11 protein-coding genes are annotated in these 11675 nt (G+C 66.9%); 4 read left to right on the top strand and 7 right to left on the bottom strand.

Annotated elements, in window-relative coordinates; genetic code table 11:
• Positions 1 to 26: 26 nt before the first annotated feature.
• Positions 27 to 683, bottom strand: coding sequence for a hypothetical protein (locus tag AC5P74_RS01345; protein ID WP_346607572.1), 657 nt, complete (start codon positions 681 to 683; stop codon positions 27 to 29).
• Between the two features lie 125 nt (positions 684 to 808).
• On the opposite strand from AC5P74_RS01345, the gene AC5P74_RS01340 reads away from it, so the two are divergent.
• Complete coding sequence (locus tag AC5P74_RS01340; RefSeq protein WP_070490170.1) at positions 809 to 1342, top strand: hypothetical protein; 534 nt, start codon at positions 809 to 811, stop codon at positions 1340 to 1342.
• Between the two features lie 84 nt (positions 1343 to 1426).
• Here the strand turns inward: AC5P74_RS01340 and hmgA are convergent, their stop codons facing one another.
• Both hmgA and hppD read right to left on the bottom strand, forming a co-directional pair.
• A complete protein-coding gene (gene hmgA / locus AC5P74_RS01335; RefSeq protein WP_206619929.1) occupies positions 1427 to 2725 on the bottom strand; it encodes a homogentisate 1,2-dioxygenase in 1299 nt (432 codons plus the stop codon).
• Positions 2726 to 2828: 103 nt separating this feature from the next.
• Positions 2829 to 3941: a 4-hydroxyphenylpyruvate dioxygenase gene (gene hppD / locus AC5P74_RS01330; protein WP_181453257.1), complete on the bottom strand. Its 1113-nt coding sequence runs from the start codon at positions 3939 to 3941 to the stop codon at positions 2829 to 2831.
• A 129-nt stretch (positions 3942 to 4070) separates the two neighbouring features.
• Here hppD and AC5P74_RS01325 point away from each other — a divergent pair, with 129 nt between their 5' ends.
• Entirely contained in the window at positions 4071 to 4562 is a 492-nt protein-coding gene (locus AC5P74_RS01325; protein ID WP_005419884.1) for a MarR family winged helix-turn-helix transcriptional regulator, read from the top strand.
• An 81-nt stretch (positions 4563 to 4643) separates the two neighbouring features.
• Here AC5P74_RS01325 and AC5P74_RS01320 read toward each other — a convergent pair whose 3' ends face one another.
• From AC5P74_RS01320 to AC5P74_RS01305, 4 genes are all read right to left on the bottom strand, one after another.
• On the bottom strand, positions 4644 to 5783 hold the full coding sequence (locus tag AC5P74_RS01320; RefSeq protein WP_188247856.1) for a hypothetical protein: 1140 nt from the start codon (positions 5781 to 5783) through the stop codon (positions 4644 to 4646).
• 231 nt (positions 5784 to 6014) lie between these two features.
• Complete coding sequence (locus AC5P74_RS01315; protein ID WP_053497714.1) at positions 6015 to 6620, bottom strand: thioredoxin family protein; 606 nt, start codon at positions 6618 to 6620, stop codon at positions 6015 to 6017.
• A gap of 19 nt (positions 6621 to 6639) precedes the next feature.
• On the bottom strand, positions 6640 to 8139 hold the full coding sequence (locus AC5P74_RS01310; RefSeq protein WP_005419890.1) for a peptide MFS transporter: 1500 nt from the start codon (positions 8137 to 8139) through the stop codon (positions 6640 to 6642).
• A gap of 181 nt (positions 8140 to 8320) precedes the next feature.
• On the bottom strand, positions 8321 to 9196 hold the full coding sequence (locus AC5P74_RS01305) for a tryptophan 2,3-dioxygenase (RefSeq protein WP_005419892.1): 876 nt from the start codon (positions 9194 to 9196) through the stop codon (positions 8321 to 8323).
• A gap of 335 nt (positions 9197 to 9531) precedes the next feature.
• Here AC5P74_RS01305 and pdhA point away from each other — a divergent pair, with 335 nt between their 5' ends.
• Positions 9532 to 10614, top strand: a complete 1083-nt coding sequence (pdhA, locus tag AC5P74_RS01300; protein ID WP_014038763.1) for a pyruvate dehydrogenase (acetyl-transferring) E1 component subunit alpha — start codon at positions 9532 to 9534, stop codon at positions 10612 to 10614.
• Complete coding sequence (locus AC5P74_RS01295; RefSeq protein ID WP_495204763.1) at positions 10607 to 11674, top strand: alpha-ketoacid dehydrogenase subunit beta; 1068 nt, start codon at positions 10607 to 10609, stop codon at positions 11672 to 11674. Before pdhA ends, AC5P74_RS01295 begins: the two co-directional genes overlap by 8 nt.
• The last annotated feature ends 1 nt before the right edge of the window (position 11675 follow it).

Here is an 11675-nt window from a genome sequence, read left to right as displayed (position 1 = left end):
CGCATGGCTGGGCGATGGATCAAGGATCAGCCACAGCCTTCCGCATAGTCGACCTGCGGGGTCTGCCCGACCCGCCAGGCCCCCACCCGGCCATCGGCACCGAGCACGAAGTCGATCACTGCCCCGCCCTCCTGCGCCGGCCGCACGCGCAGGTGCTGGGCCTTCTCGTCGTACTTGTCGGGACCGACGTCAGCGCGCTCGGGATACAGCACCTGCAGCTCGCCCAGGGTCATGCCGACCTTGCCGCCGCCCGGTGCGGTAATGGCGGCGCTGCGCACGTCGTAGCGCACCAGCTTGCGGCCTTCGATCATCAGCCGCGGGTCCTCGGCATCCTGCGGGCGAAGGAAGTAGCAGCCGTCGTTGCCGTCGTCGGCGGGCAGCGGCTTGCCGGCGGCATCGGTGCCCAGCCCCTGCAGTGGCGTGCCAAAACCACTGCGGACTTCGGCGATGCCGGTGCCCAGCTTCGCACCCGCGAAGCCGTCCAGGCGGGCCGGACTGTCCTTGCGGAGGTCGTTCGCCGGGCGGGCCGCCAGATCAGGATCCGTCGACTGGGCCGGACCGGTCGCCGAGGCGGTTTCCGCCGGGGTATCGCTGCCGCTGCCGGCGGCGCCCTGCTTGTCGGGGCCGCCACTGCATGCGGCGAGCGAAAGGAGCAACAGACCAGTAATCGGGAGGTGCTTCATCGGTGCGGTTCCCTGGCACGAAGGTAGCTGCACGCTAGCGCAGCGCGCGTGCAGAGGCTGCATTGTCATCGCGGTTTCATCGCCCTCGTTCAGGCTCGGCATGCACCGACCTGGCTGTCCCTTCCATGCAACCGCGCAAGACCGAACTCGCCCGAACCGCGCTGCAGGCCCATCGCGCGCCGCTGGACATGCGCCAGCGCCGGTTGCTGATCCTGTGCGACGGCCAACGCAGCATCACCGACCTGACCGGTCTGCTCGGCCAGGATGCGCCCGCGATGGTCATCCAGCTGGTGCAGGCCGGCTACCTGAGCACCGGCACCGGTGCCGCAGCCCCGCCACCGCCGCCGGCAGCCACGGTAGAGCCGCAGCCCGCGACACCTGCCGCAGCTGCTGCCATAGCGGTCGAACGCCGCCGCTCGCTGGTGTCCGCGCGCATCTATGTGCTGGGCATCCTGGAAATGCAGCGCCACCCGCAGGCGGCGGCGCTGTTCCGCGACCTGCAGCAGGCACGCGCCGAAAGTGAAGTACTGCAGGTGCTGCACTCGGCGATGCGGATGCTGCCCGGGCTGACTTCGGAAGGCTATTGCCAGCGTGTACGCCAACGCCTGCTGGAAGCGCTGCCGTTGGAGCACTGCGACGCGTTCGCCGAGGTGGCCTGAAGAAAAAGGGGACGGAGGGGATTAAGTCGTTTCAAGCACACGTGTGCTGATTGCGGCTTAATCCCCTCCGTCCCCTTTTTCGGGTCAGCGGAAGTTGTTGCGCAGGCCGTTCCAGCACTGCTGGTAGTCGCCCTGGCGGTGGCCGGCGGCCAGCGCCTGTGCGGTCGGGCGGATCACCGCGCGGGTCTCGAACATGAAGGCCATCGTGTCCTTGATCACGTCCGCCTTGGACAGATCGGCATTGGACGCCTTGTCGAAGGTCGGCGCGTCCGGGCCGTGGCCGCTCATGCAGTTGTGCAGCGATGCGCCACCCGGCACGAAGCCTTCGGCCTTGGCATCGTAGGCGCCATGCACCAGGCCCATGAACTCGCTGGCGATGTTGCGGTGGAACCACGGCGGGCGGAAGGTGTCCTGCGCCACCAGCCAGCGCGGCGGGAAGATCGCGAAGTCCATGTTGCTGGTCCCCGGCGTGTCGCTGGGCGAATGCAGCACCAGGAAGATCGACGGATCCGGGTGGTCGTAGCTGATCGAACCGAGGGTGTTGAAGCGGCGCAGGTCGTAGCGGTACGGCGCGTAATTGCCGTGCCAGGCCACCACGTCCAGCGGCGAATGGTCGATCGGCGCACGCCACAGGCGGCCCTCGAACTTGGCGATCAGCTCGAAGTCACCGTCGATGTCCTCGAACGCTGCGTGCGGGGTCTCGAAGTCGCGCGGATTGGCCAGTCCGTTGGAACCGATCGGGCCTAGGTCGGGTAACTTCAGCAGCGCACCGTAGTTCTCGCAGATGTAGCCGCGACTGGGGCCGTCCGGCAGCTCGACGCAGAAGCGCACGCCGCGCGGGATCACCGCAATCTGCTGCGGCTCGATCTCGATCACGCCCAGCTCGGTCAGCAGGCGCAGCGCGCCCAGCTGCGGCACGATCAGCAGCTCACCGTCGGCATCGTAGAAGTAGCGGCCGACCATGTCGCGGTTGGCAGCGTAGAGGTGGATGCCCACGCCAGCATGCGCGTCGGGCGAACCGTTGCCACCCATCGTGTACAGGCCTTCGACGAAGTCGGTCGGCAGCTCCGGCAGCGGCAGCGGACTCCAGCGCAGCTGGTTCGGCGAGGCCGGCTGTGCGCCGAAATCACATTGCAGCTGCGACTGCGCGAACGGGGTGAACTCGCCATGGGTCACCGCCGGACGGATCCGGTACAGCCAGCTGCGGCGATTGCTGCCGCGCGGCGCGGTGAAGGCGGTGCCGGTCAACTGTTCGGCGTACAGGCCGTGGGCCACCTTCTGCGGCGAGTTCTGCCCGACCGGCAGCGCGCCGGCGACGGCCTCGGTGGCGAACTCGTTGCCAAAGCCGGACTGGTAGCCGCGGGCGGTGATGGCGGGGGACATGGGAACTCCTGAAGAACGGCAAGACCGGAACGGAAAGCAGCCGAGCATGGCTCGGCTCTACAGGCAAGCAGGCGCCGGGCGTGACCCGGCGCTGCCCAGGACCTTACAGCACGCCGCGGCGGATCTGGTCGCGCTCGATGCTCTCGAACAGCGCGGTGAAGTTGCCTTCGCCGAAGCCCTCGTTGCCCTTGCGCTGGATGATCTCGAAGAAGATCGGGCCGATGCAGTTCTGGGTGAAGATCTGCAGCAGCTTGCGCTGGTGGGTTTCCGGATCGGCATCGATCAGGATCTTGTTCTTGGCCAGGCGCGGTACGTCTTCACCGTGGTTCGGCACGCGCTGGTCGATCACGTCGAAGTAGGTCTCCGGCGTGTCGAGGAAGTCCACGCCCTGCGCGCGCATCGCTTCAACGGTCTCATAGATGTTCTCGGTGAAGCAGGCGATATGCTGGATGCCCTCGCCCTTGTACGCGTCCAGGTACTCGTTGATCTGGCTCTTCGGGTCGGACGATTCGTTCAGCGGGATGCGCACGATGCCGTCCGGCGCGGTCATCGCCTTGGACACCAGGCCGGTCTTCAGGCCCTTGATGTCGAAGTAGCGGATCTCGCGGAAGTTGAACAGGCGCTCGTAGTAGTCCGACCACTGCTGCATGTTGCCGAAGTACAGGTTGTGGGTCAGGTGGTCGATGAAGGTCAGGCCGAAGCCCACCGGGTGCAGGTCGGCACCGGCGATCGGCTCGTAGTCGCCGTCGTAGACGCTGCCGGCCGCGCCGTAGCGGTCGACCAGGTACAGCATGCAGTCGCCGATGCCCTTGATGACCGGCGCGCTGACCGCCTTGCTGTCCGGCTTGAAGGCGATGGCTTCGGCGCCGTTGCCCAGCGCGGCCTGGTAGACCTCCTGGCCCGGCTTCTTGAAGCGGATGGCGAAGCCGCAGGCGCACGGACCGTGCTTTTCGGCGAAGTCGGCGGCGAACGAATCGGGGTCTTCGTTGACCAGGAAGTTGACGTCGCCCTGGCGATAGACGGTAATCGGACGCTGCTTGTGCTTGAGCACCGCGCTGAAGCCCATCTTCCGGAAGTACTCGTGCAGCTCCTGGCCGCGGCCGGCCGGGGCGGCGAATTCGACGAACTCGAAACCGTCGATGCCCATCGGGTTCTCGAAGGTGGTGACCTGCATGCCGGGGTTGGGGTGCGAGGCGGTCGGGACTGCGGTATTCATGGCGTGGCTCCGAATCGGTACCGCATCGGTACAAACCAGGTGCGGGCAGGTAGGGACCCGGCGAGAATGCAGGGTCTGGACCTACCCCTTATAGTTACACTTGAAACCACCAGCAAGGTGCACCGCAACATGAGCCCCGATCCCGCCTCAACCCGCCTGCGTGCCTCGCACGTCCTGCTCGACCTGGAACAGTTCCTGCCGTACCGGCTGAGCGTGCTGTCCAACCGGGTCAGCGGCAACATCGCCAAGCTGTACGGCGATCGTTACGGTCTGGCGATCCCCGAGTGGCGGGTGATCACCATCCTGGCGCTGTACCCGGGCTCCTCGGCCAGCGAGGTCTCCGACCGCACGGCGATGGACAAGGTGGCGGTCAGCCGCGCCGTGGCCCGCCTGCTGGAGCGTGGCTTCATCAAGCGCGAGACGCATGGCGACGACCGCCGCCGCTCGGTACTGGCGCTGTCGGCCGCCGGTTTCGAGGTGTACGAGACCATCGCGCCGATGGTGATCGAGATCACCCGCAAGCTGATGTCGGTGCTGAGCGAGGAGGAAGAGCAGGTGCTGGAAAAGCTGATCCTGCGCCTGGCCGGTGAAGGCCTGGAGCGGATGGGCGAAGGGGTCTGAAAGAAAAAGGGGACGGAGGGGATTAAGTCGTAATGAGCACAGGTGTGCCTGAAACGACTTAATCCCCTCCGTCCCCTTTCTTCAGCTGAGGTGCTTGCGCCGTGCGTGGATCCACGGCACGGCCAGTGCTGCGATGGCGCCGCCGGCGAAGCCCAGCGAGGCGGCAACCGTGGCGGCTTCGACAGCCCCGGGCAGCGCCAGCGCCGCAGCCACCAGCAGCAGCGACGGCAGGCCGACGAAGGTGCCCAGGAAGAAATGCCAGCGCGGTGACCATGTATTGAGCTGCAGCAGGCTGACCGGTTGCCAGGCGTCGGACGCGGCATCCTCGGCGATCTTCGCCACTACCTTGCCCAGATCCACTTCCGGCAGCGCGCGCCCCGGGCGGACGGTCGCCAGCAGTTCGGCCACGGCCTCCACCGGTGGGAAGCTGGACGGCCACGCCACCGGGGCCGGCACGCCGTAAGCGGTCAGCAGCGGCACGCTCAGCCACGGCGCCACCAGCGGGCGCATGCGGCGGCGGCCATGCACGCACCAGATCTGCGGCTGTCCATGCGCGGTGACGTTGTACAGCGCCAGTTCGTTGGCGGGCGGATAACCCAGCATGGTCACCCGCGCCGCCAGACTGTCCTGGCCCATCGCACGCAGGAAGCCCGGGCGGCTGCGCCCTTCCTGCATCCACGCCAGGCCCAGCGCACCCACCAGGTACGCCTCCGCCACGTCCTTGCTGCCTGCAGTGGCGCGCTCATCACTGGCCAGGTACCACGCCAACGACTTCGGCTCGGCGACATCCTCCAGGCCCCATCGGCTGTCATCCCCCAGCACGTGCCGCACCGGCAGGCGGGCAGGCGCAGTTTCGCCACGCTCCCCGGTCTGCAGGAACGGCAGCACGCCCTGGATGAAGGTGGACAGCTCGATCGCGCGCGCGCCATGGCCCTGCCATTCCGGCGGCAGCAGCCCGGCCAGCTGGCCCTCGGCCGCCAGCGCATCAAGCCGCGCCTTCTGCTCGACCAGCTTCTGTACCGCGCCCTTCAACACCACGTTGTCGGGCAACGCGATCTGCGGCAGGCGGTGACGGGGCGGGGCCAGTTCGACGGTGTCCTCGCCGGTGCCGGCGTCGTCCAACAAGGTTTCCTGCGCCGGCAAGGTCACGCCTTCGCCTGCCCCACCCTCGGCCAGGTGGCTGGCAGGTTCGGGCAATCGTTCGGCGTGGTCGCTGTGCATGGGCGTTCCGGTAGGTTGCGTCGACGGGGCGTCGACTGAAGTCCTTGCCGGTAACGGCGAGCGCGTTGCGATATTGAGATGCCGATTTCGGGAATGTGACCGCAACCACAGTAGATCCACGCCATGCGTGGATGCGACCCGACGTCAGTGCCGACCAACGGTCGGCACCCACCGGGGTAGGCGGCCACGGTCGGCCCCCACCACAGCTGCCGGCCAGCGGCCGGCACTACCCTACTCCGGTTTATCAGGTGCCCACTGCTTGAGGAACGCGCTCACCCGCGCAGGCTGGAAGGCTTCGCCCCTGCGCAGTTCGCCGGTGGCCTGCGAGACCAGCAGGCTGCCATCGGCGTCCAGTACCAGCAGGTGCGGGTAGTCGCGCTCCATCACCGGGAACTGGGCGAAGAAGGCGGTGTTGGGCTGTTCGTCGCTCGCGTTGACCTTCACCCACACGTAGTGGGCGTCGCGGAAGCGGCGCAGGTCGCCGTTGCCCTCGACCATTTCGTCCAGCGCCCGGCAGCGCTCGCAGGCGGCGTTGCCGATCTCGAGCAGGATGCGCTTCTTGCCGCGCTGGGCTTCCACCTTGGCGGTGGCCAGGTCATCGGCGGGGTCGCGGGCCGGGTCGAACTGCGCGCCGAGCCCGGCGATGGCGGCAATGTCCGCCGCCACCGGGGTGTTGCCCGAGGCCACCGGTTCGCTGGGGTCAGCGACCGGTGGCTCGGTGGGCCGGGTATCCAGGGGCTGCGTGGGCTCGGCGGTGGCAGGCGGTTGCGGTTGGGAACAGGCGCCGATCAGCGCCGCACAGACCACCACCATTGCACCACCGAGCTTGCTGCGCATGCTTTCTACCCTCGCTTCATTACTTGACGCCGTGCATCAGCTTGTTGATCAGCGGGGCGATCAGGAACAGCACCACGCCGGAGCCGATCAGGGCCCAGAACCCGAAGGTATACCCCTTCAGGGCCGACTCGACCGTCATGCCGCCTTCACCACTGACCACACCAGCAAAGATGCCCGACAGGTTGTTGCCGATGCCGGTGGACAGGAACCAGCCGCCCATGCCGAAGCCGACCAAGCGCACCGGGGCCAGCTTGGTCACCATCGACAGGCCGATAGGCGACAGGCACAGCTCACCCACCGACTGGATGACGTAGACCATGAACAGGGTCCAGAACGGGATCTTGCCGTCCACCACCATCTGCGACAGGGCGAACATCAGCAGCGCGAAGGCGGCGCCGTTGAACAGCAGGCCCAGGCCGAACTTGCGCGGGATGGACGGATTGGCGCGGCCCATCGCCACCCAGATCCAGGCGATGACCGGGGCCAGGGTGATGATCGCCACCGAGTTGACCGACTGGAACCACGCGGTCGGGAAGGTCCAGCTGCCGAACTGGCGGTTGACGATGTTCTCGGCCAGGAAGGTGAACGAGCTGCCGGCCTGCTCGAAGAACATCCAGAACATCACGTTGAAGGCGAAGATGATCAGCATGGCGATCACGCGGTCGCGCTGCACCTTGCCTTCGCGGATGCCCTCGACCAGCAGCAGTACGGCCAGCGCGGTGAACATCGCGCCCAGGATCCAGGCCAGCGCGGTGGCGCCGGTGGCCAGCAGGAAGTACGCGACCGGGATGGCGACCACCGCACCGGCCAGCACCATGATGATGCGGCCGAAACCTTCCGCGCCGGCCGGCGGTGCGCCGATGCCCTTCAGGCCGGCACGACCGATGTAGAACCACACCAGCGAGATCAGCATGCCCACGCCCGAGGCGATGAACACGACCTTGTAGGACGGCATCGCATCGGTACCGAACACCTTGCGGGCCAGGTACTCGGTCAGCACCGGGGCGATCATCGCGCCGATGTTGATGCCCATGTAGAAGATGGTGAAGCCCGAATCGCGGCGCTCGTCCTTCAGGCCGTACAGCTTGCCGACCATGGTCGAGATGTTGGGCTTGAACAGGCCGTTGCCGACGATGATCGTGGCCAGGCCGAGCTTGAAGATGTGCTCCTGCGGAAGCGAGATCATGAACAGGCCGGCGGCCATGATGATCGCGCCGGTCAGGATCGAGCGCTGGTAGCCCAGTACCCGGTCGGCCACGTAGCCGCCGAAGATGGCTGCGGCGTACACCAGGGCCAGGTAGGCGCCATAGATGCGGCTGGCGTCGCCTTCACCGGCAGCGCTGCCGTTGTAGAACTGGGCAACGATGTAGAGCACCAACGCCCAGCGGATGCCGTAGAACGCAAAGCGTTCCCAGAACTCGGTCATGAACAGCATCCACAACGGGCGCGGGTGGCCCAGCGTGGTCTTGAAGTCCGGCAGTGCCGGCTCTGGGGTGTTCGCAGTGGCGTTTACGCTCATGCGGATTTCCTGGTTCGGTGGATGACGAGCACGTCCGCTGTGCAGTTGGAGCAACGCGCGAGGATCACCGACTTCTGGCGTTCACGTCAAATACACGCCGTTTGAGGCAGGTGGCAGCCTGCTCCCTGAACTTGCATCTGAAACGATCCAGCCGCGGGCCGGGAACCAAGCTGAATGGGGATCAGCCCAGCGCTGCCGGGGGCGCGGCCTGCAGGCTGGTGCGCACCTGGAACAGCTCGGGGAAGAAGGTCAGTTCCAGCGCCTTGGCCAGGAAGCCCACGCCGGACGAACCGCCGGTGCCACGCTTGAAGCCGATCACCCGCATCACGGTGCGCATGTGTCGGAATCGCCACAGCTGGAAAGCCGTCTCCAGGTCCACCAGGTCCTCGCACAGCGCATACTCGCGCCAGTAGCGGTCGGTGTCCTGGTAGATGCGCTCGAAGACCGGCTGCAATGCGTCGTCGGCCACGTGTGGCTGTGTCCAGTCGTGGGCCTCGTAGACCGCCGGCACGGCATGGCCGAAGCGGGCCAGGTACTTCAGGAATTCCTCGTACAGGCTGGGCGCCTCCAGCACGGTGCGCAGCTGCGCCTGCCCGGCCGGGTCATGCTCGAACACCTGCAGCATCTGCGCGTTCTTGTTGCCCAGCAGGAACTCGATGTAGCGGTACTGCAGCGACTGGAAGCCCGAGGACGGGCCCAGCACGTCGCGGAAACCCATGTATTCGGAGGGAGTCAGCGTTTCCAGCACCGACCACTGCTCGGTCAGCTGGCGCAGCACCTGCTTGCTGCGCGCGAGCACCTTGCGGCACTGCCAGACTTCATCGCGCTGCAGGAAGCCGATTGCGGCACGCAGCTCATGGCCCAGCAGCTTCAGCCACAGCTCCGAGGTCTGGTGCTGGATGATGAAGAGCATCTCGTCATGGTGCGGCGGGCTGGACAGCGGCTGCTGCGCGCTGAGCAGCTGGTCCAGCCGCAGGTAGCCGCCGTAGGTCAGGCGTCCCTGCAGGTCGGTGTGGATGCCGGCTTCGAGATCGCGTTGGTTGTTGTCGACGGACATGGGCGGGACCAGATCGGGGGCGGCAAGGGTAGCGCGTTGCCGCCGCGCTGGCAGCCGCCCGGTCCATACCGGGGCGTGCGGCTGGCCGTGGAGCATCGGCCGACCACCGGCCTGCGCGTGGAACCGTCCGCGCCGTTGTACCGGCAGTCAGCCAGAGGCGTATTCTGATGCTTTGCAGCAACGACTGAATACGTTGTTGTTATTGGCCCCCCACCCGCCGGCAGGGGTAAAACAGGGCGTTGCCGTGTTGCGGCGCAGGAAGGCTATTCCGTACGCGTTCCTTAACATGGCGATTCATATCATTTGTAACTTCTCTGTCGAAGGTGCAGTACGCAATGACGGTTGCCGCTGAATTCAAGATCGAATACCTGCAGTACCTGGACGCGGACGGCAAGCTCGTCCGCGATGACCTGCCCGCGTCGCTGCGCGACCCCAAGGTCCTGGTACCGCTGTTCAAGCAGATGCTGTTCGTACGCACGTTCGACAGCAAGTCCATCGCGCTGCAGCGCACCGGCAAGCTGGGCACCTATGCCGCCTGCCTGGGCCACGAAGCCGCGCACGTGGGCATCGGCGCGGCGATGCAGAAGGACGACGTGTTCGCGCCTTCGTACCGCGAGTATGGCGCGATGTTCATGCGTGGCGTGCGCCCGCACGACGTGCTGATGTACTGGGGCGGCGACGAACGCGGCAACGATTACGGCGGCAACGCGGCCAAGGACTTCCCGTTCTGCGTGCCGATTTCCACCCAGTGCCTGCATGCGGCAGGTGCCGCGCTGAAGTTCAAGCTCAACAAGGAACCGCAGATCGCCGTGGCCGTGTGCGGCGACGGTGGCAGCTCCAAGACCGACTTCTACGCGGCACTGAACTCGGCCGGCGCCTACAAGCTGCCGCTGATCCTGTGCATCGTCAACAACGGCTGGGCCATCTCGGTGCCGCGTTCGGCCCAGACCGGTGCCGAAACGCTGGCGCAGAAGGGCCTGGCGGGCGGCCTGCACTGCCTGCAGGTGGACGGCAACGACCTGATCGCGGTGCTGGCGGCAATGGAACAGGCGCGCGAACGTGCGCTGGCCGGCGACGGTGGCACCGTGCTGGAACTGATGACCTACCGCCTGTCCGACCACACCACCGCCGATGACGCGCGCCGCTACCGCGACGATGCCGAAGTGAAGGATGCCTGGCAGCGCGAGCCGATGCTGCGCCTGCGCAAGTACCTGATCAACGCCGGGGTGTGGAGCGAGGAAGAAGAAGCCGCCTGGACCGCCGAGTGCGGCGCGCGCGTGGACGAGGAAGTGAACCTGTACCTCAACACGCCGGTGCAGCCGGTCGAGGCGATGTTCGACTTCCTGTATGCCGATCCGCCGCCGGACCTGCTGGCCCAGCGTGCCCAGGCGATCGCCCTGGAGAAGCGCCATGGATGAGATCAAGAACGGCGCGCCCGGCGCGCACACCAACGCCGCCGACAGCGCTGCAGTCGCGCGCGGAGATGACAGCATGACCACCACCCCGATCACCCTCATCGAAGCCATCACCCAGGCGCTGGCCTGGGAGCTGGAACACGATCCGTCGGTGCTGGTGCTGGGCGAGGACGTGGGCGTCAACGGCGGCGTGTTCCGCGCCACTGCCGGCCTGCAGCAGCGCTTCGGCTCGGACCGCATCCTCGACACCCCGCTGGACGAAACCACCATCGCCGGCCTGACCATCGGCCTGGCCGCACAAGGCATGAAGCCGGTGGCCGAAGCCCAGTTCGATGGCTTCATGTACCCGATGGTCGACCATATCGTCTGCCACGCCGCACGCCTGCGTTACCGCACGCGTGGCCGCCTGCACTGCCCGATGGTGCTGCGCGTGCCGTGGGGCGGTGGCATCCGCGCGCCGGAACACCACAGCGAAGCCAACGAGGCGATCTTCACCAACGTGCCGGGCCTGCGCGTGGTGCTGCCGTCGTCGCCGCAGCGTGCCTACGGCCTGCTGCTGGCCGCGATCCGCGAGCCGGATCCGGTGATCTACATGGAGCCCAAGCGCATCTACCGCCAGTACAAGGAAGTGGTCGTCAACGACGGCGAAGCCTTGCCGCTGGACGTCTGCTTCGTGCTGCGCGACGGCACCGACGTGACCCTGGTGACCTGGGGCGCGCAGGTGAAGGAAGCCCTGGAAGCGGCCGACAAGCTGGCCGGGGAAGGCATCAGTGCCGAAGTCATCGACGTGGCCACGCTGCGCCCGCTGGACTTCGCCACCATCGCCGAATCGGTGGCCAAGACCGGCCGCTGCGTGATCGTGCAGGAGGCCCCGAAGACCGCGGGCTTCGGCGCCGAGATCGCCGCGCGCCTGGCCGAGGAATCGATCTACGACCTGCTGGCCCCGGTCGAGCGCGTCACTGGCTACGACACCCACATTCCGCTGTTCCGCCTGGAAATGAAGTACCTGCCGAGCGTTGAGCGGATCGTGGCGGCAGCCAAGCGCACGGTGGCGGCCGGCTGAC

Source organism: Stenotrophomonas sp. YJH_SMC_94-11 (assembly GCF_059370435.1).
This window is presented reverse-complemented; position numbering and strand designations above follow the sequence as displayed.

Bases quoted from the DNA above. Each gene is read 5' to 3' on its own strand.
- AC5P74_RS01345 (WP_346607572.1), bottom strand. From the start codon at position 683: ATGAAGCACCTCCCGATTACTGGTCTGTTGCTCCTTTCGCTCGCCGCA.
- AC5P74_RS01340 (WP_070490170.1), top strand. From the start codon at position 809: ATGCAACCGCGCAAGACCGAACTCGCCCGAACCGCGCTGCAGGCCCAT.
- hmgA (WP_206619929.1), bottom strand. From the start codon at position 2,725: ATGTCCCCCGCCATCACCGCCCGCGGCTACCAGTCCGGCTTTGGCAAC.
- hppD (WP_181453257.1), bottom strand. From the start codon at position 3,941: ATGAATACCGCAGTCCCGACCGCCTCGCACCCCAACCCCGGCATGCAG.
- AC5P74_RS01325 (WP_005419884.1), top strand. From the start codon at position 4,071: ATGAGCCCCGATCCCGCCTCAACCCGCCTGCGTGCCTCGCACGTCCTG.
- AC5P74_RS01320 (WP_188247856.1), bottom strand. From the start codon at position 5,783: ATGCACAGCGACCACGCCGAACGATTGCCCGAACCTGCCAGCCACCTG.
- AC5P74_RS01315 (WP_053497714.1), bottom strand. From the start codon at position 6,620: ATGCGCAGCAAGCTCGGTGGTGCAATGGTGGTGGTCTGTGCGGCGCTG.
- AC5P74_RS01310 (WP_005419890.1), bottom strand. From the start codon at position 8,139: ATGAGCGTAAACGCCACTGCGAACACCCCAGAGCCGGCACTGCCGGAC.
- AC5P74_RS01305 (WP_005419892.1), bottom strand. From the start codon at position 9,196: ATGTCCGTCGACAACAACCAACGCGATCTCGAAGCCGGCATCCACACC.
- pdhA (WP_014038763.1), top strand. From the start codon at position 9,532: ATGACGGTTGCCGCTGAATTCAAGATCGAATACCTGCAGTACCTGGAC.
- AC5P74_RS01295 (WP_495204763.1), top strand. From the start codon at position 10,607: ATGGATGAGATCAAGAACGGCGCGCCCGGCGCGCACACCAACGCCGCC.